General features: G+C 63.4%; 20 protein-coding genes. 16 read left to right on the top strand and 4 right to left on the bottom strand.

The window, feature by feature from the left end; all coding sequences use genetic code 11:
• Positions 1–84: 84 nt before the first annotated feature.
• Both CDO35_RS21830 and CDO35_RS21825 read left to right on the top strand, forming a co-directional pair.
• Positions 85–369, top strand: a complete 285-nt coding sequence (locus CDO35_RS21830; protein ID WP_041980354.1) for a hypothetical protein — start codon at positions 85–87, stop codon at positions 367–369.
• A 302-nt stretch (positions 370–671) separates the two neighbouring features.
• Positions 672–1919, top strand: coding sequence for an MFS transporter (locus tag CDO35_RS21825; RefSeq protein ID WP_099526679.1), 1248 nt, complete (start codon positions 672–674; stop codon positions 1917–1919).
• 167 nt (positions 1920–2086) lie between these two features.
• On the opposite strand, the gene CDO35_RS21820 is transcribed toward CDO35_RS21825, so the two are convergent.
• Together CDO35_RS21820 and CDO35_RS21815 are read right to left on the bottom strand one after the other, a co-directional pair.
• On the bottom strand, positions 2087–3316 hold the full coding sequence (locus CDO35_RS21820; RefSeq protein WP_099526678.1) for an acyl-CoA dehydrogenase family protein: 1230 nt from the start codon (positions 3314–3316) through the stop codon (positions 2087–2089).
• Complete coding sequence (locus CDO35_RS21815; protein WP_099526677.1) at positions 3313–4272, bottom strand: aliphatic sulfonate ABC transporter substrate-binding protein; 960 nt, start codon at positions 4270–4272, stop codon at positions 3313–3315. The genes CDO35_RS21820 and CDO35_RS21815 overlap by 4 nt, the downstream gene beginning before the upstream one ends.
• A gap of 631 nt (positions 4273–4903) precedes the next feature.
• On the opposite strand from CDO35_RS21815, the gene CDO35_RS21810 reads away from it, so the two are divergent.
• The 4 genes from CDO35_RS21810 to CDO35_RS21790 all read left to right on the top strand — a co-directional run bounded on the left by CDO35_RS21810 (position 4904) and on the right by CDO35_RS21790 (position 8992).
• Entirely contained in the window at positions 4904–6223 is a 1320-nt protein-coding gene (locus CDO35_RS21810; protein ID WP_099526676.1) for an OprD family porin, read from the top strand.
• 214 nt (positions 6224–6437) lie between these two features.
• Entirely contained in the window at positions 6438–7430 is a 993-nt protein-coding gene (locus CDO35_RS21800) for an aliphatic sulfonate ABC transporter substrate-binding protein (protein ID WP_099526675.1), read from the top strand.
• A 3-nt stretch (positions 7431–7433) separates the two neighbouring features.
• Positions 7434–8264, top strand: coding sequence for an ABC transporter permease (locus tag CDO35_RS21795; protein ID WP_099526674.1), 831 nt, complete (start codon positions 7434–7436; stop codon positions 8262–8264).
• Positions 8261–8992: an ABC transporter ATP-binding protein gene (locus CDO35_RS21790; protein ID WP_099526673.1), complete on the top strand. Its 732-nt coding sequence runs from the start codon at positions 8261–8263 to the stop codon at positions 8990–8992. The genes CDO35_RS21795 and CDO35_RS21790 overlap by 4 nt, the downstream gene beginning before the upstream one ends.
• A gap of 660 nt (positions 8993–9652) precedes the next feature.
• Here CDO35_RS21790 and CDO35_RS21780 read toward each other — a convergent pair.
• Both CDO35_RS21780 and CDO35_RS22875 read right to left on the bottom strand, forming a co-directional pair.
• On the bottom strand, positions 9653–10690 hold the full coding sequence (locus CDO35_RS21780; RefSeq protein ID WP_099526671.1) for a hypothetical protein: 1038 nt from the start codon (positions 10688–10690) through the stop codon (positions 9653–9655).
• 346 nt (positions 10691–11036) lie between these two features.
• Positions 11037–11657, bottom strand: a complete 621-nt coding sequence (locus CDO35_RS22875) for a HEPN domain-containing protein (protein ID WP_143507368.1) — start codon at positions 11655–11657, stop codon at positions 11037–11039.
• A 682-nt stretch (positions 11658–12339) separates the two neighbouring features.
• Between CDO35_RS22875 and chrA the strand changes: the two genes are divergently transcribed.
• The 10 genes from chrA to CDO35_RS21730 all read left to right on the top strand — a co-directional run bounded on the left by chrA (position 12340) and on the right by CDO35_RS21730 (position 24287).
• Positions 12340–13674, top strand: coding sequence for a chromate efflux transporter (gene chrA / locus CDO35_RS21775; protein ID WP_099526670.1), 1335 nt, complete (start codon positions 12340–12342; stop codon positions 13672–13674).
• A gap of 277 nt (positions 13675–13951) precedes the next feature.
• The gene (locus CDO35_RS21770) at positions 13952–14041 is read left to right on the top strand and encodes a hypothetical protein (RefSeq protein ID WP_021490657.1); all 90 of its coding nucleotides are present in this window, start codon (positions 13952–13954) and stop codon (positions 14039–14041) included.
• Between the two features lie 10 nt (positions 14042–14051).
• Positions 14052–15740, top strand: a complete 1689-nt coding sequence (kdpA, locus tag CDO35_RS21765) for a potassium-transporting ATPase subunit KdpA (protein ID WP_099526669.1) — start codon at positions 14052–14054, stop codon at positions 15738–15740.
• 13 nt (positions 15741–15753) lie between these two features.
• Positions 15754–17811 carry a potassium-transporting ATPase subunit KdpB gene (gene kdpB / locus CDO35_RS21760; RefSeq protein ID WP_099526668.1) on the top strand — a complete coding sequence of 686 codons (2058 nt, stop codon included), beginning with the start codon at positions 15754–15756 and terminating at the stop codon, positions 17809–17811.
• A 173-nt stretch (positions 17812–17984) separates the two neighbouring features.
• Positions 17985–18542, top strand: coding sequence for a potassium-transporting ATPase subunit KdpC (gene kdpC / locus CDO35_RS21755; RefSeq protein WP_099526667.1), 558 nt, complete (start codon positions 17985–17987; stop codon positions 18540–18542).
• Positions 18543–18552: 10 nt separating this feature from the next.
• Positions 18553–21204 carry a sensor histidine kinase gene (locus tag CDO35_RS21750; RefSeq protein WP_099526666.1) on the top strand — a complete coding sequence of 884 codons (2652 nt, stop codon included), beginning with the start codon at positions 18553–18555 and terminating at the stop codon, positions 21202–21204.
• Positions 21204–21899 carry a response regulator gene (locus CDO35_RS21745; protein ID WP_099526665.1) on the top strand — a complete coding sequence of 232 codons (696 nt, stop codon included), beginning with the start codon at positions 21204–21206 and terminating at the stop codon, positions 21897–21899. Before CDO35_RS21750 ends, CDO35_RS21745 begins: the two co-directional genes overlap by 1 nt.
• Positions 21900–21995: 96 nt before the next feature.
• Positions 21996–22634, top strand: a complete 639-nt coding sequence (locus CDO35_RS21740) for a peroxiredoxin (protein ID WP_099526664.1) — start codon at positions 21996–21998, stop codon at positions 22632–22634.
• Between the two features lie 9 nt (positions 22635–22643).
• Entirely contained in the window at positions 22644–23237 is a 594-nt protein-coding gene (gene ssuE / locus CDO35_RS21735) for an NADPH-dependent FMN reductase (protein WP_099526663.1), read from the top strand.
• A gap of 84 nt (positions 23238–23321) precedes the next feature.
• Positions 23322–24287, top strand: a complete 966-nt coding sequence (locus CDO35_RS21730; protein ID WP_099526662.1) for a sulfonate ABC transporter substrate-binding protein — start codon at positions 23322–23324, stop codon at positions 24285–24287.
• The last annotated feature ends 24 nt before the right edge of the window (positions 24288–24311 follow it).

The following is a 24311-nucleotide window of genomic DNA, read 5'->3' as shown; positions in this document are numbered from 1 at the left end:
CCGCTGCGCTTTAATAGTCACATTTCCTGAGGGGTGTAAATCGGCTGGCTACAGCCGGGCGCCCACAATCAAGGAGATAACGCGATGGTTACGCACTACAAAGTCTCTGGCCACCTTGCCTGTGGCTCTCATGGTGAAAAACTGCCTTCCACCACCGAGCTGGGCAAGGTCAAATGCCGCAATTGCCGCAAGACCGAAGTCTTCACCGAAGCTCGTCGTAACGCCCGTAACGCTGCGCGCCGGGCCGCCCGCCGTGAGAAGGCCGCGCGTGCCGTCAATGACTGGCGCACCTCCTGGGAAGCGCGCCTGACAGCCTTGCCGGGCCGCCAGCGCCTGCCGCGCGGTTTCGGCGACCAGGCATTCGTCTAGCCTGGATACTGGCGGGCAGGATGACCTCCCGCATCCGCCCGCGCTACCAATGACTGTAGGCGCCGCGCCCCACGGCGAATGGATCATGCGACTCGATAATGCGCTATGAGCGCATTCGTCTCGCGCCGGGGCGGCGCTCCTACAGTCATCACCCACGGTTCACTTCTACGAACGCTCCGGGTTTTCTTGGGTTCGATCTGCGCAACAGGCTGTTCACGCGTTTGCCCCGCAATAGCGCCTTGACGTAGATTGGCCGGCTCACCTCGACCGGCACCGGCCGGTCATGTCCCGAGGTTCCTGCCGTGCCCGCTGCCCCCGTTTCCGTCTACCGGCTTCCCGGTTTCCTGCCGTTTCTCATTGCCCGCATCGTGGTGGTGTTCGCCGTACAGATTCAGGCCATCGTCGTGGCCTGGCAGGTTTACGACCTGACGCGCGACCCGCTGTCGCTGGCCTATGTCGGCCTGGCTCAGTTCATTCCCATGCTGGTGCTGCTGATGCCGGCCGGCGATCTGATCGACCGTTACGATCGCAAGCTGATCCTGATGCTCAGTTGGCTGGTCGAAGGCGTGTGCGCCGGAGCGCTGTTGTGGTTGTCGCTGAGTGAGGCGCCGGTCGCCTGGTACTACGCCGTGCTGGTGCTGTACGGCTGTGGTCGTGCCTTCACCGGCCCGGCGTTGTCCAGCCTGCTGCCACAGATCGTGCCGCGCGAGCGCCTGGCTGCGGCCATCGCCGCCAACAGCATGATCATGCGTGGCGCAACCATTTCCGGCCCGGTGATCGGTGGTGGTCTGTACGCCATCGGTGGCGGTGGGCTGACCTACTCGGTGTGTCTGGCCTGCTTCCTCGCCGGCACCGCTCTGATGCTGCGGGTGCCCGTGCGCTATGCGGAAAAGATGCAGGCACTGGAAGCTACCGCCTGGGCGCGTTTTACTGCGGGCATCCACTTCATTCGCACGCGGCCGATCATCCTCGGCACCATCTCGCTGGACCTTTTCGCTGTGCTGCTCGGCGGCGTGATCGCACTGCTGCCGATCTACGCCCAGGAAGTGCTGGAAGTCGGTCCGACAGGCTTGGGCCTGCTGCGCAGTGCGATGGCCATCGGTGAGGTGTCGGTCGGGTTGTACCTGAGCATGAAGCCGTTCAACCGCCATGTCGGCCTGGTGATGTTCGGCGCGGTGGCCCTGTTCGGTGTGGCCAACCTGGTGTTCGCCCTGTCCAGCCTGTTCTGGTTGTCGTTCGCCGCGCTGGTGGTGGCTGGCGGTGCGGACATGGTGAGCATGTATATCCGTTCCTCCCTGGTGCAGTTCTCCACCCCGGACGCCATGCGCGGTCGGGTCAATGCGGTGAACATGCTGTTTATCGGCTCTTCCAACGAACTCGGCGAATTCCGCGCCGGAACCAGCGCCGCCTGGTTCGGCGTAGTGCCGGCGGCGCTGATCGGTTGCGCCTGCACCCTGACGGTCACCGGTGGCTGGATGCTCGGTTTCAAGAGCCTGCGCAAGGTCGACCGTTTCGAGGATGCCTCGCCGAGCAAAGTGGCTAGCGCGTAGATAGGCGCTCCTTTCCCCTGAGAGGGAGAGGAGTGCCAAATTTGCGTAGGGTGCGCCGTGCGTACCGCATCCCGGCTCTACACCATCTCAAACCGCGAACCAGGCCCAACAACCCGTTCCTTGAAGCAGGGTGTCGTTTCAGGGTTCCTGTGTCGTTGACCTCCTTGTCAGCTGTACAACGACGCTTGCGGACCCTGGCCGCTGAGCAGCCAGTGCCCGAGGTCGCGCACCTTGTAGTCGATGGGATCGTGCAGGCTGTGCACGCGCACGTTGCGCCAGAAGCGGTCGAAGCCGTAGCGCGAGCTGGTGGCGCGGGCGCCCATGGCTTCGAAGATCTGGCTGGTGATCTCCAGCGCCGCGCGCACCGCCACCACCTTGGCCTCGCTGATGGCCAGCGCCACCTCGGCGCGTTCGGCGGCGGTCAGTGCCGGTTTTTCCCAGGCGGCTTGCAGACGCTGGGCGGCGTGCTCGGCCAGGGGCAGGGCGCTGCGATAGCGCAGCCACAGTTCGCCGTAGTGCTGTTGGATGAAGGGATCGTCGCTGGCATTGGCCACGCCCGACGCAGGCCAGGCGCGGCTCTGCTCGCGGGTGTAGCGCAGCGCGGCGTCCAGCGCGCCCTGGGCGTTACCCAGGTAAAGCTGGGTGAGGATCAGTTGCGACAGGCAGGCGCGCAGCGTGGTGCGTGGGCTGGGGCCGACCGGGCCGAGCAGCTCGCTGGCGTCGACGAATACCTGCTCGAACTGCACCGTGCCGCTGTCGGTCTGACGCTGGCCGAAGCCGTCCCAGTCGCTGTTCACCGCCAGGCCCTCGCGCTGGCTGGGCAGCACGATGAACACTCGGTCTTCCGGTTTCTTGCCGCGCGGTGCACTGATCACCAGCGCGTCGGCGCCGAGCGCACCGGAGCAGAACGACTTGCTGCCATTGAGCTCGTAATGCTCTTCGCGTGAGCTGAGTTTGAGGCCGGTGTCGCGACCATTGGTGGCGTTACCCCAGAACCAGCGCTCCTGCACCGTGCGCGTCAACCAGTGGCGCTGCTGATCGGGGTTGCCGAACAGCAGGATGGTCGCCACCTGCAGGTGCTGGAAGGCAAACAGGTGGGCCAGCGAGCTGTCCACCGCCGCCAGGTAACGGGTGATGCGATAGATTTCCGGCCAGGCCACGCCTTGACCGCCGTACTGCTGCGGCACGGCCAGGGTCAGCAGGCCGCTTTCACGGATCAATTCGCGTTCGGCCTGGGCGCTGCCGCCAGCACGATCACGCTCCACCGCGCTGGCCGCCAGGCGCCGGGCCAGGCGTTCGACCTTGGCCGTGCGGCTGCCGAAGTCCACGGGGAACAGGTGCGCGGCGAACAGCGGTTCGTCGCGCAGGCTGGGATGCAGGCGGGCCTCGGCGCTCATTGCGGGCTCCAGATGCTCACTTCACGGGCATCCACCGAGGTCGGCAGCAGGCTGGCGCCGTAGAAGGCATCGGCGATCTTCTGCTGCTCGGCGAGGCTGTCCGGTTGCACCAGGCGCACCTGGTAGCTGCGCTTGGCGTTGGCTTTCTCGACGATGGCCGGGTCGAGGTTGCCCCACAGCGGGCCGAGGATTTCGGCGGCCTGGCGCGGGTTGGCGCGCAGCCAGTCACCGGTCTTCACCAGCTCGGCGAACACGGTCTGCAGCACCTGCGGGTGGCTCTTGGCGAACTTGGCGCTGGTCAGGTAGTAGCGCTGGTAATCGGCCAGACCCTTGCCGTCGGCGAGAATGCGCGTCGGCAGCTGTTGCTGCGCGCCGCTGAGGAAGGGCTCCCAGGTGACCCAGGCGTCCACCTTGCGGTTCTCGAAGGCGGCGCGGCCATCGGCCGGGGTCAGGTAGGCGGGTTCGATGTCGCTGAACTTCAGGCCGGCCTTGTTCAGTGCGGCGATCAGCAGGTAATGCACGCCGGCTGCCTTGGTCACGGCGACCTTCTTGCCCTTGAGGTCGGCCAGGGTTTTGATCGGCGAATCCTCGCGCACGATGATCGCCTGCGCGCTGGGGGAGGGCGCTTCCTGAGCGAAATAGGCGAGGTCGGCACCGGCAGCCTGGGCAAATACCGGCACGGTGTCGGCGACATCGGCGGAGAGGTCGATATTGCCGACGTTGAGCGCCTCCAGCAGCGGTTGGCCGTTGGGGAATTCGTGCCAGCTGATCTTGATGTCCTGATCGGCCAGTGCCTTCTCCAGGGTGCCCTGGCTCTTCAGCAGGCTGATCAGCGTGGAGGATTTCTGGTAGCCGATGCGCAGTTGCTCGGCGGCCTCGGTAAGCGGAGCGACGAGCAGGCCGATGGCCAGCGAGGCGGCGATCAGTGTGCTGCGTTTGGAATGAGTGTTGGACATGGCGGCTCTCGATACGAACACGTGCCGGCCATGGGATTGCGGCGGATCACGCGTACTTCAGTGTTTAGAAAAAGAAGTCCGGTGATCCGGTGAAGAGAAGCTAGTCGATATAAAAAGCAGTTGTTAAATAATTTTTAGGAATTAGCTAAGGCCAGTTTGTCAGGCGCGGCGGGGCCCTGTGCGGGCTGGCGAAGCAAGCCGTCAGAAGTGGCTCGCAGGATTCGCGGATGAATCGGCTCCTACGCAGCGAGTTGCATCGGGATCAGGCTTATATTCTTTTTAGTTACTACAAGGTGAAAAATAATTCTTTTTAGGGATTAACGCTCGTCTCGTAGATTAGCCACCAGCCGACAGCGGACCACCGCATCGGGCCCGAATCAGGGGCTCTTAGAACCTGTTCCCGATCTCGCGAGCTAGAGTCAGGCAAGGCGAAACCAGGCGAAAAAGCGCAGTTTACGAGCTGTAAATGAGCATTTTGAGCCTGGTTTCAACGCAGCATGGCCGACGCGCAGCAGATCGTGACCAGGTTCGTATGCCAATCCGCCGAGACCAGCGCCATGTCCGCTGTCCTGCCGAGCCCCTGTGCAGTGCCAACCCCAGAACAGCACACAAAGCACTTGGAGCATCGAGCATGAAAAAATCCACCCTGGCCTTGGCCGTCACGCTGGCCGCCATCGCCAACCAGGCCACCGCCGCCGGTTTCATCGAAGACAGCAAGGCCAGCATCGGCCTGCGCAATTTCTATTACGACCTGAACAACAAGAACACCGCCAACAACAACGGCGAGGCGCAAGAGTGGGGTCAGGGTTTCATCTTCAACTACAGCTCCGGTTTCACCCAGGGCACCGTCGGCTTCGGCCTCGATGCTATTGGCCTGCTTGGCGTGAAGCTGGACTCCGGCGGCACCGCAAGCAAGGCCGGCCGTGATCGCACCCCAGGCCAGCTGTTCCCGCTCGATAGTGACGGCAGCGCCGTGGACGACTACAGCAAGGCCGGTGTGACCGCCAAGGTGCGCCTGTCCAAGACCGAGGCGCGTATCGGTACCCTGTTGCCGAAGCTGCCGGTGGTGACCTTCAACGACGGCCGCCTGCTGCCGCAGACTTTCGAAGGCGGGCAGATCACCTCCAACGAGATCGACGGCCTGACCCTGACCGCGGGCCAGCTGGAAAGCACCAAGACCCGTAGCTCCACCGACGACATCTCTCTGCGTATCGCCGGCGCCACCGGTGACGCCGACACCAACAAGTTCTACTTCGCCGGTGGTGACTACAAGCTGACCAAGGACCTGACGCTGCAGTACTACTACGGCAACCTGGAAGACTTCTACAAACAGCACTTCCTCGGCCTGGTGCACAACTGGGCGATCGGCCCGGGTTCGCTGAAGACCGACCTGCGTTACTTCGACAGCAACTCCGACGGCAAGAACGGCAGCGCCTCCGGCCGTGCCGATGGCTACCGCAGCGCCGGCTACTGGCGTGCTGGCGACAGCAGCACCGGCGAGGTCGACAACCAGACCTGGAGCGCGCTGTTCACCTACACCCTGGGCAGCCACTTCGCCAGCCTGGGCTACCAGCAGGTCGAAGGCGACAGCGCCTTCCCGTTCCTTAACCAGGGCGGCGGCAGCTCGTCCTACCTGATCACCGACCGCCAGATCGGCAAGTTCCAGAACGCCGGCGAGCGCACCTGGCTGGCTGAGTACGGCTATGACTTCACCAAACTCGGCGTACCGGGCCTGAAGGCCAGCGTCGCTTACCTCAAGGGTGACAACGTCGACTCCGCCAACGGTGACCTGAAAGAGTGGGAGCGCGACTTCCGCCTCGACTACACCCTGCAAGACGGCCCGCTGAAAGGCCTCGGCGTGTCCTGGCGCAATGCGACCCAGCGCGGCAACGTCACCACCGACGCCGACGAGAACCGCCTGATCCTGAGTTACACCCTGACCCTGCTGTAACCCACGAACCTGCCCAAAGTCTGCTGCGCGTCGGCACTGCTGCGTTAAAAACAGGCTCGGAATGCTCATGTACAAAAGTACACTCCGCTTCCTCGCCTCTTTTTGCCTTGCATCGCTCTAGCTCGCGATCCTTTGGGCAGGTCCTAACCCCAGTGACATCTCCTGACCGGCCCGCCAACGGGCCGGAAGGCCATATATCCATGAGGAGATGACCATGAAGAAGAATGCCTTGCGTGTTGGCCTGGCGGCGCTGTTCGCCGCCTGGTTGCCAGCCGCCGTACATGCCGCACCACCGAAAGAAGTCCGCCTGGACTACGCCTACTACGCCCCCACCAGCCTGGTGCTCAAGCAGCAGGGCTTGCTGGAAAAAGCCCTCGCGCCGCAGGGCATCGCCGTCAAATGGACATTCAGCCAGGGCAGCAACCGCTCGCTGGAATACCTCAACGGAGGTAGCACCGATTTCGTCTCCACTGCCGGCCTGGCCGCCGTGCTCAGCCGCGCCAACGGCGCGCCGATCAACACCGTCTACGTTGCCAGTCGTCCGGAGTGGACAGCGCTGGTGGTGCCCAAGGACTCGCCCGTCCAGTCGCTGGCCGACCTCAAGGGTAAAAAAGTCGCCGCCACCAAGGGCACCGACCCTTTCCTGTTCCTCCTGCAAAGCCTGCAGAAGGCCGGGCTGGACAAGAACGACGTGGAGATCGTCCACCTGCAACACCCAGACGGTCGCGTCGCCCTGGAGCGCGGCGACGTGCAGGCCTGGGCCGGGCTCGACCCGCTGATGGCCGCCAGCGAGTTGCAGGCCGGTTCGCGCCTGCTGTACCGCAACCGCGACTTCAACAGCTACAGCGTGCTCAGCGTCACCGAAAAGTTCGCCAAGGAGCAGCCCGAGCTGATCAAACAGGTGATCGCCGCCTACGAGCAGGCGCGCCAGTGGGCCATCGCCAACCCCGATGCCCTGGCCCAGTTGCTCGCCGACGAAGCCAAACTGCCGCTGGAAGTGGCCAAGCTGCAACTGTCGCGCACCGACTTCAGCAACCCGCAGCCGGGCGCCGAACACATCAAGGCGCTGAAAGCCTCTGCACCCATCCTGCTCGACGAGCAACTGGTGCGTCCGGGCACCGACGTCGCTCAGGTGGTCGACCAACTGATCCAGCCGCAACTGGCCGCTCAGGTGATCGGCAGCAACGTGGCCAAGGCGGGGAACTGACCGATGGGCGCGCTCAACCTCGTCATCGGTCGCTGGGCCGAACGGCTTCCAGGCTGGCGGCCGGCACTGTCCGACCTGCGTGGTTGGGTGGTGCCCCTGCTGATTTTGGCTCTGCTGGAAACTCTGGTGCGCAGCGGCGTATTGCCCGCGCACCAGATGCCTGCGCCGAGCCAGGTGGCGCAAACCCTGTACCTGCTGGCGCAGAGCGGCGAGCTGTGGCGACATCTGAACGCCAGCCTGCTGCGCGTCGGCGCCGGTTTTGCCATCGGCGCCGCGCTGGCCATCGTCATCGGCACCTGGGTGGGCCTCAGCCGCCGCGCCGAAGCCTATCTGGAACCGACCTTCCAGGCGTTACGGGCGATTCCCAGCCTGGCCTGGGTGCCGCTGTTACTGCTCTGGCTGGGCATCGACGAAACGCCGAAGATCGTGCTGATCGCCCTCGGCGCCTTCTTCCCGGTGTACCTGGCGCTGCTCGCCGGCATCCGCAATATCGACCGCAAACTGGTGGAAGTGGGCCGGCTCTACGGCCTTTCTTCCCTGGCGCTGGTGCGCCGCATCCTCCTGCCCGCTGCGCTGCCGAGCCTGTTCACCGGCTTGCGCGGCGCGCTCAGCTTGAGCTGGATGTTCCTCGTCGCCGCCGAACTGATCGCCGCCACCCGTGGCCTCGGCTACCTGCTCAGCGACGGCCGGGAAACCTCGCGGCCGGATCTGGTGATCGCCGCGATCCTGCTGCTGGCGCTGCTCGGCAAACTCAGCGACAGCCTGCTCAAGGCTTGGGAAACCCGCGCCCTGCGCTGGCGCGACAGCTATCAGGGCGGGGAGGACGGAGCATGAGTGCGCTGCTGAAACTGCAGAATATCCACAAGGCCTTTGCTGACGTACGCGTGCTCGAAGACGTCAGCCTGAGCCTGGCCGCTGGCGAAGTGGTCAGCCTGCTCGGCCCCTCCGGCTGCGGCAAGAGCACCCTGCTGCGCATCGCCGCCGGGCTGGATCAGGATTATCAGGGCGGGCTGGAACTCAACCCGCTGCTCAACTTCGGGCGTGGCAGCGGTATCGGCGTGGTGTTCCAGGAGCCCCGGCTGATGCCTTGGCTCAGCGTGGCGCAGAACGTCGGCTTCGCCGATGGCTGGGTGGCGGACGACCAGTGGGTTGAACAACTGCTCCGCGACGTCGGCCTGCACGGGCGTGGCGACGCGCTGCCCAAACACCTCTCCGGTGGCCAGGCCCAACGTGTGGCCATCGCCCGCGCGCTGTACGGCAAGCCGCAGGTGTTGCTGCTGGATGAACCCTTCAGCGCAGTGGACGCCTTCACTCGCATGAAACTGCAGGACTTGGTGGTGGAACTGGCTGCTCGCTACGAGATCGCCGTGCTGCTGGTCACCCATGACCTCGACGAAGCCTTCTACCTCAGCGACCGCGTGCTGATCCTCGGCGGCACGCCAAGTCGCCTGCAACGCGAACTGGCCGTCCCCCTGACCCGTCCCCGCGACCGCCGCTCGGCGGAGCTGGCCTACCTGCGTGGCGAGGCGTTGACCGAGCTATACCAGTCGCACGTGCTGTAAACGAACTCTTCAAGGTGGAGTACTTTTTCGGGCCGTAAGGCCCGATTTTTTTGCCTGCGATCTGGAGGGAATGCTGTTCGTAGGAGCCGGCTTGCCGGCGATCAGCGCCGAATGGAGGCTGTAGCCCGGATGAAATCCGGGGATTTGTCTGGAGGCGGTGTTGAGGAGGAAGTGTGAAACCGAAAGCTTCATTCGGATGAAAGCGTTTTGGTACGGGGTGGAGTGGCCGCTTGGATTAAGTGTTCGACCGATACTTCTGGTTTCGCCCCTTCGGGCGAGTCACTTTTGTCTTGGCAAAAGTAACCAAAACCGCCCGCCCCGCCATCCGGCCCCGGCTTCGCCGGGGTTCGTTCGCTCCATCATCGCTCCAGAGGCACGCTGCGAAGGGCCATCCCTGGCCCATCGCAGCTCTCGCGGCATCCATGCCGCTCAACCTCTTCCACGACGATTCCGCTCACCCTCCTGAAGGGGCTACTCGCGCGTCTGATATATCGGGGTTCTTATCGTAGGGTGCGCTGTGCGCACCGAGTTTTTATGTTCTATGGATTGTAAAGACAGTAAATAAATCTTTCCCCTTCTCTCTTTTCTCCTATCGATGGCAACGCGAAATTCGCCCTGTGAACGAAGAAGCCCCGTCAATGCGGGGGTTTTGCTATAAATTTAGTTCGTGCGTGTTGATTTATCAATTGAGGGCTTTAGATCAAGTTTGTTAATCAGGAGTGCAAGTAATTCATGGGTGTTTACTGGGTATGTATCATCGCGCGCACTACCTGCCTCATGCGAAGAGCTAAATAGAGTTCTGGCAAGCTCGCCTTTAATTGCATTTTTTTCGGGAGACTCAAGCTCTGCGATAAATGGAGTGAGAGCGTTAAGGTTGAGAGAGTACTGCTGGTATAGGTACTGCTGTCGTCGATGTTTGGCGGACTCTCTTGCAAGGTAGGCCGCAGGTATGCTTAAGAATAGCGAGAGCGTTGCTCTTGTGATGATGTCAGTTATTGCAAGTTCGGTCGAGAGGGATTGAATTATGGAGTATAAAGGAATTGAAGCGGCTAGGATCATGAAGAATAAGCTGATAGTTCTTAGCTGATTAGATGTGTGCCTTTCGCTTGCGGCGCTGTCTTTGTAGTTGCCGTAGACCAGTTCTCCTGAAGCATTTGTTGCTAGGGAACGGATTCCTGACATAAGGCTTGATATTTCTGCTTCGGCGGACTTTGCGGCCTCTTCGATTGGGCCTAGGCGCGTTTTTAAATTGCTCTCGGTATTGTTTATGCGTGTTGTGAGGGTATTTAGATCAAGGTGAAGGTTGTTAAGTAGTGTCTCATATATCTGGACCTGATCTAGTAGATTTTGTTGCTTGTTCTCATCTGTCAGTAAAGGTAGTAGGTTCTCTAAATTTGATGCATGATCTAAAATGGTATCGTTTACATCTAGTAGCTCTACTCGGAGGTCTTTGTTTGAGCTGATTTTATTGAAGTGATTTGCGAATATTTTAATACCGGCTAGCAAATTATTTATATGCCCCTCTGATATCGTCTCAGCGCCGGAGATAATGTCAATGCAGGCGTCACTTATTTTCCTGCATATCTCGTTTAGCTCATCAAAGCTGTTGACCTCCTTGAATTCCGATATGTAGTTAATGGTTTTGGCTATTGCTTCTACTGAGTTTAGAATACGGGTATTGACGTGGCTTGGATGCATTGTGTTTTCTCAAGGTGTCATGTCAAGGATGGCTATCCAGTGCCTGTGATTAATTGATGAGATTTTCATGCTTTTGATGATTTATTAAAAATAGCGAGGCTAGTCGCTGCTGTAAAATAGGGCAGATTTATTTATTGGCCCGCATCGCTGGTGTCCAGAAAATGAATCTGTACAATTTTTCTCCTTTTCTCCAAAAATGGCGACATCGATGTCACGTTTACCCGCGACACCTATCGCACAAACTTCCTTGTCGTTCTGCGTATTCTTGTTTACTTGCGGTACTTGCAATGTAGCAATAGGGGGGCGGGCTACGATCAGTTTTACGCAACTCGCAGCCTGTTAACACCTACCAAGGACTCGTACCAATAACAAGGGCCGCTTTTTCACCAACTTTTTCATCAAGTTTTCTCGCAAGAGTTTCAATGAACTGCTTTAGTGATGTTACTTTTTGCTTTGTTATTGCTTCTTTTTTGCCATGGGCGATTTTATTTCGTGTTTCTAGGTATCCTGTTAGGCGTGTCTTTACAGACTTATTGTCACACTTCTGCCAGCTGATTGAGTCCATGACCTCATATATGGCTAATCCTGAAAACATTTGATTTATGATGTTTACGTGCGGATTGCTGCGCGGCGGTTTGATTAGCTTAATGACCGCAGCAGGATCGTTTGCTTTACCCTTTAGAATTAAAGCTCCGGCCTCTGCATGGAGGTCATCTACGAAACCTTGGAAATGTGCGGTTAGTAGCACAAAGGCCGCTCTATTTATTGCGTCAACCTCTTTTGGTTTTCCGCGACCAGGGTCAGTTACTAGCGCATGCATAACCGAAGATATTTTGGCGAGCTCCCCACCTGCCTTTTTTGCCGCAGACTCCGCATTGTTAAATTTCGTAATGGCAGAGTGCGCCTTTATCAGTTGATCAATATCTTTTAATCGCTCATTAAGGCTGCTCAGTGCTTTAGATGTCATCGGACTTCCTTATATGTAACTTTTAATTAATCGGCATTCATTTCGCGTTTGCCCGCGACAGCTGTCGCATAACATTCCTTGTTGTCTAGCAAGTCCTTGTTTCGCTTGGCGGTCGGTGGTCGTGGCAAACGCGACGCCATCCAGGGAGAAACGCGACATTGATAACGGCAAGCCCAAGCTGCTGGATAACTACTCCAGCAGAACCAACCCAGAACCTAGTCCATCCACTGGGAGGCTGTCCATGCTTCGTGGGCAAAATGCCATATGGGTTGTTTGCCGTTGGAGAAACGCCGCTCCAGGCTTTCCCAAGTCCACCCACAAATTCTGTTAACAGCGCTGTGGATAACCTTTGCAAAAGCGCTTCGCGCCTAGCATTCAAGCGGGCCTCGGCAGACCGTTCAGTTTTTGCCCAATCACGCTTTGCTGGCGTTATCGCCAGGCGGAATATCGCTTTTAATCAATCACTTGGCTCGGCTTTTCAACAGCGGGGCAGGGCAGAGGCGTATTGCCGGGTGTCGTGCACAGAATCTGGGGAAAGTGCTGTGGATAAGATGCGGGAAAACTCGTCCAGACCAGGTGGGACAAGGGCTGCGTGGGGCTGGTGGTTTTTCGTACGGTGACGCGCGGCTGTCATCTTTCGTGGCTATAGTGGCCGGTCGATTTTTAGCCGCTGGAGCCTTCGATGCCTGACTCGTCTGAACGTCCCGCCCCGGTCAGTTTGCTGCAGGCCTTCTGGTTCTGGTTGAAGCTGGGGTTGATCAGCTTCGGTGGGCCGGCGGGGCAGATTTCGATCATGCATCAGGAGCTGGTGGAGAAGCGCCGCTGGCTGTCCGAGCGGCGCTTTCTGCATGCGCTGAACTACTGCATGTTGCTGCCCGGGCCGGAGGCGCAGCAGTTGGCGACTTATATCGGCTGGCTGATGCACCGCACCTGGGGTGGGGTGATCGCCGGGGCGCTGTTCGTGCTGCCGTCGCTGCTGATCCTGATCGCGCTTTCCTGGGTTTATCTGGTGTTCGGCGATGTGCCGCTAGTGGCGGGGATCTTCTATGGCATCAAGCCGGCGGTGACGGCCATCGTGGTGCAGGCGGCCTGGCGTATCGGCGGGCGGGTGTTGAAGAACGCCTGGCTGTGGGCCATCGCGGCGGCGGCGTTCGTCGCCATCTTCGCCTTGCAGCTGCCGTTCCCGCTGATCGTGCTCGGTGCGGCGCTGGTGGGGTATATCGGCGGGCGGCTGGCGCCGCAGCACTTCGCGGTCGGCGCCGGACATGGCGAGTCGGGCGGGGCGCATGCGCCGGCATTGATCGATGACGACACGCGCCTGGCGCACACGCATTTTCGCTCCAGCCGCCTGGCGCTGATCCTGCTGGTCGGCGCAGGGCTCTGGCTGCTGCCGATGGGCCTGCTGACCCTGGCGTTCGGCTGGCAGGGCACGCTGACGCAGATGAGCTGGTTCTTCACCAAGGCGGCGCTGCTCACCTTCGGCGGTGCCTATGCGGTGCTGCCCTATGTGTATCAGGGCGCCATCGACCACTACGGCTGGCTGACACCCCGGCAGATGATCGATGGCCTGGCGTTGGGTGAAACCACACCGGGGCCGTTGATCATGGTGGTGGCGTTTGTCGCCTTCGTCGGCGCCTACGGCCAACCGCTGTTTGGGGGCGATTCGGCCTTCGTCAGCGGGGCGCTGGCGGCGGCGCTGGTCACCTGGTTCACTTTTCTGCCGTCGTTTCTGTTCATCCTCGCTGGTGGGCCGCTGGTGGAGTCGACCCACGGCCAGTTGCAGTTCACTGCGCCGCTGACCGGGATCACCGCCGCTGTGGTCGGGGTGATCCTCAACCTGGCGCTGTTCTTCGGTTATCACGTGCTCTGGCCGCAGGGCTTTGCCGGCGCGTTCGATTGGGTGTCGGCGTTGATTACCCTCGGTGCGGCGTTGGCCCTGTTCGCTTTCAAACGTGGGGTCATCGAGACGTTGGTGGCTTGTGCGTTGGTGGGGTTGGCGGTGCATGTGTTGGTTTGAGTGGTGGGCTTGAGATCGCTCGATGGGTTACGCGGCGCTTGAGGTTGGTGCGCGGACGTAGGAACGGTGTTCTGCGCCGCTAACCCACCCTACGGGTATGCTTTCATGCAGTCGCAGCTGCCTGGACAAGTCGCCGCTGAAGCGCCTTCCACAGGGCTGATCCCACTGCATCAATACGATTTCTTTACGCCCTGGCGGCGGGGCGGCAATCGAATTTTTACGGCCAGCCTTTCGACAATGCTCGCGAGCGGATTCCCCGCATCGTGGAGCTTTGCACATGAACGCAATCGATGGTGTGTCGCTGATCCTGGTGGTCGGCCTCTTCGCCTACCTGCTGTCGGCGCTGCTGACCGCCGGGCGTGGCTGAGGAGACGGCCATGCACGACTACGACTGGCTGCTGCTGGCGGCCTTCTCTCTGCTGGTGCTGGCACCGGCACCTTTTCTCGGGCGCTATTTCTACCGCGTGATGGAGGGCCAGCGTACCTGGCTCAGCCCGGTGCTGAAGCCGGTGGAGCGCCTGTGCTACCGCGTGGCGGGCGTCGACCCGCAGCAGGAGCAAAGCTGGCGCGGCTACGCCCTGGCGCTGTTGGCCTTCACCCTGGTCTGCCTGCTGGCGCTGATGAGCATTCTGTTGCTACAGGGCGGCTTGCCACTCAACCCGCAGCAGGTGGCGGGGATGAGCTTGCCGCTGGCGTTCAACACGGCGGTGAGCTTCGTCACCAACACCAACTGGCAGGCCTACAGCGGTGAGGTGCAGCTGAGCTATTTCAGCCAGATGCTCGGCCTCGGCGTGCAGAACTTCGTCAGCCCGGCGGTGGGTCTGGCGGTGCTGGTGGTGCTGTGCCGTGGCCTGGCGCGGCAGTCCAGTGACCGCCTGGGCAACTTCTGGGTGGATATCACCCGCGCCGTGCTTTACGGCCTGTTGCCGCTGTGCCTGGTGCTGGCCGTGCTGCTGGTGTGGCAGGGCGTGCCGCAGAACTTCAGCGATTACGTGTCGGCCACCACCCTGCAGGGTAGCGAACAGACCCTGCCGATGGGGCCGGCGGCCAGCCAGATCGCCATCAAGCAACTGGGTACCAACGGCGGCGGCTTTTTCGGCGTCAACTCGGCGCACCCGTTCGAGAACCCCACGGCGCTGAGCAACCTGCTGGAGCTGGTGTCGATCCTGCTGATCCCGGCGGCCCTGGTGTTCACCTTCGGCCATTACGTGCGTGACCTGCGCCAGAGCCGGGCGATCCTCGCCAGTATGCTGGTGTTGTTCGTCATCGGCCTGGGTGTGTGCGCCTGGGCGGAGTTGCAGCCGAATCCGGCGCTGGCAGGGTTGCCCATCGAGCAGGTCGGTTCGCTGGAGGGCAAGGAGGCGCGCTTCGGTACTTTCGCCTCGGCGCTCTGGGCGACCACCACCACGGCGGCGTCCAACGGCTCGGTGAATGCCATGCACGACAGCTTCAGCGCCCTCGGCGGGCTGGTGCCGCTGGTCAACATGTTGCTCGGCGAGATCGTCTTTGGCGGTGTCGGCGCGGGCCTTTACGGCATGCTGCTGTTCGTGCTGATCGCGGTGTTCCTCGCCGGGCTGATGATCGGCCGCACGCCGGCCTATCTGGGCAAGAAGCTGGAAGCCCGCGAAGTGCGCCTGATGGTCGCCACGCTGCTGGTGATGCCGGTCGGCGTGCTGATATTCGGCGCCCTGGCGGTGAGTTTCGCCGGGCCGGCGGCGTCCATCGGCAACCCCGGCCCGCATGGCTTCAGTCAGGCGCTGTATGCCTACGGCTCGGCCACCGGCAACAACGGCTCGGCTTTCGCCGGCTTCACCGCCGACACCCCCTACCACAACCTGATGCTCGGCCTGGCCATGCTGCTCGGGCGCTTCGGCTACATCCTGCCGGTGCTGGCGATTGCCGGCAGCCTGGCGGCCAAGCGCGCCGCGCCGCAGGGGCAGAACAGCTTCCCCACACATGGGCCGCTGTTCGTCGTGCTGCTGACCTTGACCATCCTCCTGGTGGGTGGTCTGACCTTCATGCCGGCGCTGGCCCTGGGCCCGCTGGCCGAACACCTGGCGTTCTGAAGGAGAAACCGTGATGAATGCCCCCGTAACGGCGCAACGCAGCGCCAAATCGTCCAGCAGCCAGCCGCAGACCGGCCTCGGCGCGCTGTGGCGCCCGGCCCTCAAGCAGGCTTTCGTCAAACTCGACCCACGGCAACTGGTGCGCTCGCCGGTGATGCTGGTGGTGGAGCTGACCGCGCTGGTCACCAGCGTGCTGTGCTTCGTCCCCAACCCTGCGGTGAGCACCGCCCTGGGCGTGCAGATCGCCCTGTGGCTGTGGTTCACCGTGCTCTTCGCCAACTTCGCCGAGGCCTTGGCCGAAGGGCGTGGCAAGGCCCGCGCTGACAGCCTCAAGTCCGGCAGTCAGGGCTTGATGGCGAACAAGCAGGTTGGCGAGCAGTTCCAGTCCGTCCCGGCCAGCAGCCTGCGCAAGGGCGATGTGGTGCGGGTCGAGGCCGGTGAATTGATCCCCGGCGACGGCGAGGTGATTGAAGGCGTCGCGGCGGTCAACGAAGCGGCGATTACCGGCGAATCCGCGCCGGTGATCCGTGAGTCCGGCGGCGATCGTTCGGCAGTCACCGGCAACACCCGCCTGGTCTCGGACTGGCTGCTGGTGCGGATCAGCGCCAACCCCGGCGAGTCCACCCTCGACCGCATGATCGCTCTGGTCGAAGGCGCGCGCCGGCAGAAGACGCCCAACGAGGTGGCTCTGGATATCCTGCTGATCGGCCTGACCCTGATCTTCCTGCTGGTGGTGGCCACGCTGCAGCCGTTCGCCCGCTTTGCCGGTGGCGACCTGCCGCTGATCTACCTGGCGGCGCTGCTGGTGACGCTGATCCCCACCACCATCGGCGGCCTGCTGTCGGCCATCGGCATCGCCGGCATGGATCGCCTGGTGCGCCTCAATGTCATCGCCAAGTCCGGCCGCGCCGTGGAGGCGGCGGGCGACGTGCACACCCTGCTGCTGGACAAGACCGGCACCATCACCTTCGGCAACCGCCGCTGCAGTGCCATGGTCAAGGCGCCGGGCGTCGCCACGCCAGAGCTGGCCGAGGCGGCGCTGCTGGCCTCGCAGGGCGACGACACGCCGGAGGGCAAGTCCATCGTCGAATACCTGGCCTCGCTGCACCCGATGGCGGTGCCCGAGCGCAGCGGCATGACCCTGATCGCCTTTAGCGCCGAGACGCGCCTGTCCGGTGCTGATGTAGGTGGCGTGGCTTATCGCAAGGGCGCGGTGGACGCTGTGCTGGCCTACCTCGGCCTGGGCCGTGACGATCTGCCGGCGCCGCTGGCGCGGGAGGTGGAGAAGATCGCCCAGAGCGGCGGTACGCCGTTGCTGGTGGCCGGGAATGGGCGCCTGCTTGGCGCCATCCACCTCAAGGACGTGGTCAAGCCGGGCATTCGCGAGCGCTTCGCCGAGCTGCGCGCCATGGGCATTCGCACCGTGATGGTGACCGGCGACAACCCGCTGACCGCCGCCGCCATCGCCGCCGAGGCCGGTGTCGACGACGTGATCGCCGAGGCCACGCCGGAGAAGAAACTGTCGCGCATTCGCGCCGAGCAGGCCGAAGGCAAGCTGGTGGCCATGTGCGGCGATGGCGCCAATGACGCCCCGGCGCTGGCCCAGGCCGATGTCGGCCTGGCCATGAACGACGGCACCCAGGCCGCGCGCGAGGCCGCCAACCTGGTCGACTTGGACAGCGACCCGACCAAGCTGATCGACGTGGTGCAGGTGGGCAAGGAGCTGCTGGTGACCCGAGGCGCGCTGACCACCTTCTCGGTGGCCAACGATGTGGCCAAGTACTTCGCCATCCTCCCGGCGCTGTTCGCCGGCATCTACCCGCAGCTTGGCACGCTCAACCTGATGCAGTTGCACAGCCCGCAGAGCGCGATCCTCTCGGCCATCGTGTTCAACGCGCTGATCATCGTCGCGCTGATCCCGCTGGCGCTGCGCGGTGTGCGCGTTCAGGCGCTGGACGCCGGCCAACTGCTGCGGCGCAACCTGCTGATCTACGGCCTCGGCGGACTGATCGCGCCCTTCGTCGGCATCAAGCTGCTCGACCTGCTGCTGGTGGGGTTGGGTTGGGTGTAAATGCGTTGTTTCGTTCACACGCGGTCTGCTCCCTCTCCTATTCATGGGGGCACGCCCAGTGGAGAGGGCTGGGGAGAGGGTAGGGCAGGCCACTCGGTATTGCCGGACAGACCCTCTCGCTCAGCGACGTAGCCCGGATGCAATCCGGGGCCACACGAATCAGGAGATTCATCATGCTCGAACATTTTCGTCCCGCCATCACCACATTGGCTGTCATGACCCTGCTGGTCGGGGTCGCCTATCCGTTGACCGTTACCGGCGTGGCCCAGGTGGCCTTCCCTGATCAGGCCGCCGGTAGCCTGGTGCATGACGACACCGGCCAGGTGCGCGGCAGCCGCCTGATCGCCCAGGCCTTCGACGGCGATCAGTGGTTCCAGCCGCGCCCCTCGGCAGGTAGCTACGCCACCGTGGCCAGCGCCGCCAGCAACCTGGCGCCGAGCAATCCCAAACTGCGCGAGCGCATCGAGCAGGCCGGCGCGGGTCATGCCGGCCAGGCGCCGGTGCCGATGCAACTGCTGACCACCTCGGGCAGCGGCCTCGACCCGCACCTCTCGCCTGAGGCCGCTGCCTGGCAGATTCCGCGTGTCGCCCAGGCCCGTAGCTTGACGGAAGTGGAACTGCTGCGCCTGGTCGAGGCGCACACCGAGCGCCCGTTGTTCGGCCCGGCGGTGGTCAATGTGCTGGCTCTGAACCTGGCGCTGGCCGACAATCCCTCCACTTCTTCCCAGTGACGAGTGCTCGATGAACGACAGCCTGCGCGCCGAAGCGTTGCTCGCCGATCTGCCCCGCGAAGGCCGTGGCCGGCTCAAGGTGTTTCTCGGCGCGGCGCCGGGCGTGGGCAAGACCTACGCCATGCTCCAGGCCGCCCATGCGCAGCTGCGTCAGGGCGTGGCGTTGCGCGCTGGGGTGGTGGAAAGCCATGGTCGCAGCGAGACCGAGGCGCTGCTGGTGGGCCTGCCGCAGCAGCCGCCACTGCGCCTGCCGTATCGCGGCCTGGAGCTGAGCGAGATGGATCTCGACGGCCTGCTCACCGATCCGCCGAAGTTGGCGCTGGTGGACGAACTGGCGCACAGCAACGCCCCCGGCAGCCGCCACGCCAAGCGCTGGCAGGACGTGCAGGAACTGCTCGCCGCCGGCATCGACGTCTACACCACGGTCAACGTGCAGCATCTGGAAAGCCTCAACGACCGCGTGCGCGACATCACCGGCGTGCAGGTGCGCGAAACGGTGCCCGACTGGGTGCTGCAGGAGGCCGACGAGATCCAGCTGGTCGACCTGCCGCCACGCGAGCTGCTCGAACGCCTGCGCGACGGCAAGGTGTATATGCCCGAGCAGGCCCGTGCGGCCATCGACGCCTTCTTCTCGCCGACCAACCTCACCGCGTTACGCGAGCTGGCCATGCAGACCGCCGCCGCACGGGTCGATGCCGACCTCGACCAGCGTTACCGCCAGCTCGGCCAGGCCGCGCCCAGCCTGCTCGGCCGCCTGCTGGTAGGGGTGGATGGCGACGGTGAGGCCGAGCGCCTTGTGCGTCATGCCTGCCGGGTGGCCGAGCGGCGTCATCTGCCCTGGTCGGTGGTGCACGTGGACAGTCGCCAGGACATGGACGAGGACCAGCGCGGCCGTCTGCAAGCCGCGCTGCGCCTGGCCGAGCGCCTCGGCGGTGAAGTGGTGACGCTGCACGGCGACTCGGTGGCGCGCACGCTGCTCGACCATGCCCGTGAGCGCCGCGCTAGCCTGATCCTGGTCGGCAGCAGCACCCGGCGTTTGCGCCGCCGCTGGTTCGGTCGTGGCCTGGGCGAGCGCTTGCTGGCCGCCGGCGCCGGGCTGGAGGTGAGCGTGCTGGATGCGGCGGGTGATCAGCCGAGGGCTGGCCGTCGCACGCGCGTCGCCCCGCGCTGGCGTGACTACCTGCTGGCTACCCTGGCCGCCGCCTGCGCCACGCTGATCTCCCTCGGCCTGGCGCGGGTGCTGGAGCTGCCCAATATCTCCCTGGTGTTCCTCGCCGCCGTGCTGTTGGTGGCCGTGCGCAGCAGCCTGGGGCCGGCGCTGGCGTGCTCGGGGTTGTCGTTCCTGGCCTACAACTTCCTGTTCATTCCGCCGACCCTGACCCTGCGCATCCAGCGTCAGGAGGACGTGCTGACCCTGCTGTTCTTCCTGCTCATGGCCGGTCTGACCGGCAACCTGGCCAGCCGTCAGCGCCGCCAGGTACAGGCGCTGCGCCAGGCGCAGGGCGAGACCACCGCGCTGCTGGAGCTGTCACGCAGGCTTACCGTCGCCGCCGACCGCCAGGCCGTGCTGGCGGTGGCCGAGCAGCAGTTGGGTAGCCGGGTCGATATGCAACTGACCCTGCTGTCGCGTGATGCAGAAGGCCAGTGGCAGCACGAGGGCGGTCTGCACGCCGAATTGCTCGATGTCGAGCGCGCCGCCGCCGACTGGGCCTGGCAGCACGAGCAACCTGCCGGCCTCGGTACCGATACGCTGCCCGGCAGCCGTTGGTGGTGGTGGCCGCTGTGCGGCGAGGAGGGACCGCTGCTGCTGATCGGTCTGCAGCGCGTCGACGGTGCGCCGCTGGCGGACGAGCATCGGCGCCTGGTGGCTGCGCTTGGTCAGCCACTGGCGCAGGCCCTGGCCCGTGCGCAACTGGCCGAAGAGCTGGAGGCCGCGCGCCTGCACGGGCAGACCGAGGAACTGCGCAGCGCGCTGCTGGCTTCGGTGTCGCACGACCTGCGCACGCCGCTGACCGCCATGCGCGGCTCCATCGACAGCCTGCTGGCGCTGGGTGAGGCGATCCCCCTGGCCGATCGCCGGGAACTGCTGGAAGGCACCCGCGACGAGGCCGAGCGCCTCGACCGCTATATCCAGAACCTGCTCGACATGACCCGCCTCGGCCACGGCGGGCTCAAGCTGGCGCGCGACTGGGTAGCGCCCAGCGATATCGTCGCCAGCGCTCTGCAGCGCCTGCGTGCGGTACTTGCGCCGCTACAGGTCGAATGCCTGCTGCCACCGGAGCCACCGCTGCTGCGGGTGCATGCGGCGCTGATCGAGCAGGCGCTGGTCAACGTGCTGGAGAACGCCGCGCGCTTCTCGCCGCCAGCCGGGCGACTGCGCGTGGCGCTGGAATACGACGCGCAGGAACTGCGCTTCATCGTCGCCGACCAGGGCCCTGGCATTCCCGAGGCGGAACGGGCGAAGATCTTTGACATGTTCTATACCGCAGCGCGAGGGGATCGCGGCGGCCAGGGCACCGGCCTGGGCCTGGCGATCTGCCAGGGCATGGTTGGCGCCCATGGCGGCCGCGTCACGGTCGGCGACGGCCTCGAAGGCCGTGGCGCCAGCCTGACCCTGCACCTGCCATTGACCGCGCAACCGCAAGCCGCCGAGGAAGACTGATGAGCCAGGGGCCAAGCATTCTGCTGATCGACGACGAAGCGCAGATCCGCAAGTTCCTGCGCATCGCCCTCAGCGCCCAGGGCTACCGGGTGCTAGAGGCGGCCAATGGCGAAGACGGCCTCGCCCAGGCGGCGCTGCACAGCCCCGATCTCGTCGTGCTCGACCTCGGCCTGCCCGACCTCGACGGCCAGCAGGTGCTGCGCGGCCTGCGCGAATGGAGCCAGGTACCGGTGCTGGTGCTTTCGGTGCGTGCCAGCGAGGGTGAGAAGGTGCTGGCGCTGGACGGCGGCGCCAACGACTACGTGACCAAGCCGTTCGGCATCCAGGAATTCCTCGCCCGCGTGCGCGTGCTGCTGCGCCAGGGCCAGGGCCGCGAAGCGCTGCCGGCGAGCATCGCCTGCGGTGCGTTGAGCATCGATCTGGCCTACCGCAGGGTCACCCTCGACGACGGCGAAATCGCCCTGACGCCCAAGGAATACGCAGTGCTGGCGTTGCTTGCCCAGCACCTCGGGCGGGTGGTGACCCAGCAGCAACTGCTGCGTGATATCTGGGGGCCAAGCCATGTCGGCGATAGCCATTACCTGCGCGTGGTGGTCGGTCACCTGCGGCAGAAGTTGGGTGACGACCCAGCTGCGCCGCGTTACCTGATCACCGAGGCGGGAGTGGGTTATCGGCTGCGAACGGAAGCAAACTAGTTTTTGGTTATAAATAAATCATTATTTATTCTTTTTGTTTCGTTTTGTTCCTGAGCATAGTGAGCACCACGCAAGCCACTGCCAAGGAGCATCACCATGACCATCCGCCTGGGCGACATCGCCCCCGACTTCGAACAGGATTCCAGCGAAGGCCGCATCCGCTTCCACGAATGGCTGGGCGACAGCTGGGGCATTCTCTTCTCCCACCCGGCTGACTTCACGCCGGTGTGCACCACCGAGCTGGGCTTCACCGCCAAGCTCAAGGATGAATTTGCCAAGCGTGGCGTCAAGGCCATCGCCCTGTCTGTCGACCCGGTGGATTCGCACATCAAGTGGATCGACGACATCAACGAGACGCAGAACACGGCGGTCAATTTCCCGATCATCGCCGATGCCGACCGCAAGGTGTCCGACCTCTACGACCTGATCCACCCCAACGCCAACGACACCCTGACCGTGCGTTCGCTGTTCATCATCGACCCGAACAAGAAGGTGCGCCTGACCATCACCTATCCGGCCAGTACCGGGCGCAACTTCAACGAAATCCTGCGCGTCGTCGATTCGCTGCAGCTGACCGACAACTACAAGGTGGCCACCCCGGCCAACTGGCAGGACGGTGAAGAAGTGGTGATCGTGCCGTCGCTCAAGGACGAAGCCGAAATCGCCCAACGCTTCCCGAAAGGTTATCGCGCGGTCAAACCCTATCTGCGCCTGACCCCGCAACCCAATCGCTAAGGATTGATCATGCACGTCGTGTTGCTCTCCGGCAGCCCTGCGGCGCGTTCGCGCACCGAGGTGCTGCTGGATTACGTACGCCAGCGCCTGGAGGCGCAGCGGGTGGAAGTGAGCTTGCTCAAGGTGCGCGACTTCCCGGCTGAAGATCTGCTGCATGCTCGCTTCGACAGCCCGGCAGTGCAGCAGTTGCAGGCTGTGGTGGCCAGCGCTGATGGCCTGGTGGTCGGCACGCCGGTGTACAAGGCGTCGTTCACCGGTGCCTTGAAAGTGCTGCTGGATCTGCTGCCCGAACGCGCTCTGGCGCACAAGGTGGTGCTGCCCCTGGCCAGTGGCGGCAGCCCGGCGCACCTGCTGGCGGTGGACTACGCGCTCAAGCCGGTGCTGGCCGTGCTGAAGGCGCAGGAAATGCTCTCCGGCGTGTTCGCCGTGGACAAACAGATTGCCTACCCGGAAGGGGACAGGCCCGCGCAGATCGACGACGAGCTGCGCGAACGCCTCGACGAGGCACTGGAACAACTGGGCGCAGCCCTGGCGCGACGGCCGAAGCCGATCGATCCGAACGTATTGAACGACCGGCTGGTAAACGCCCGCTGGAGTATTTGATTCACCCCGTAACATCCCGCCTTACTCGCCCGCCAACGGGCAAGCAGGTAGCCAACCAAGACATCACCGCAAAGGGAGAGCGCCATGCGCACCATTACTTTGCGTCGAAGCCTGGTCGCCCTGTTTGCCGCGGCCATTTCCTTCGGCGCCATCACTCAAGCTCAAGCCGAGACATTGCGTATCGGCTATCAGAAGTACGGCACTCTGGTGCTGCTCAAGGCCAAGGGCACCCTGGAAAAACGCCTGGCCGAGCAGGGCGTGGAGGTCAAGTGGACGGAGTTCCCGGGCGGCCCGCAGCTGCTCGAAGGTCTCAACGTCGGCTCCGTGGACTTTGGCGTCACGGGTGAAACCCCGCCGGTATTCGCTCAGGCGGCTGGCGCCGACCTGCTTTACGTCGCCCATGAGCCGCCGGCTCCGACGGGCGAGGCGATCCTCGTGCCGAAAGATTCGTCGATCAAATCGGTAGCCGAGCTCAAGGGCAAGAAAGTCGCCCTGAACAAGGGTTCCAACGTGCATTACCTGCTAGTGCGTGCGCTGGAAGACGCCGGCCTCAAATACGGCGACATCACCCCGGTTTACCTGCCGCCGGCCGATGCCCGCGCCGCCTTCGAGCGTGGCAGCGTCGATGCCTGGGTGATCTGGGACCCGTTCCAGTCCGCCGCCGAGAAACAACTGCAAGCACGCACCCTGCGTGACGGTAACGGTCTTGTGGACAACCACCAGTTTTACCTGGCGACCCGCACCTATGCCGAGAAGAACCCGCAGGTGATCGGCACGCTGGTCGAGGAAATTCGCGGCGTTGGCGAGTGGGTCAAGGGCAACCTCGACGAAGCCACCAGCCAGGTCGCGCCGCTGATCGGTCTGTCCCCGGAGATCACTCGTCAGGCTGTTGAGCGCCAGGGCTATGGCGCGCAGTTCATCACCCCGGAGGTGGTCGAGGCGCAGCAGAAGATCGCCGACACCTTCACCGAGCTGAAGCTGATCCCCAAGCAGCTGACCATCAAGGACGTGATCTGGAATCCGCCGGCCAAGGTCGCGCAGGCCCAGTAATTCTCAGGCCCGGATGTGTCCGGG

Origin of the sequence: Pseudomonas sediminis, assembly GCF_002741105.1 — a bacterium.
In the GTDB taxonomy this organism is placed as follows: Bacteria; Pseudomonadota; Gammaproteobacteria; order Pseudomonadales; family Pseudomonadaceae; genus Aquipseudomonas; species Aquipseudomonas sediminis.
Note: the sequence above shows the minus strand (reverse complement) of the source record. Positions and strands in the feature narration are given on the sequence as shown.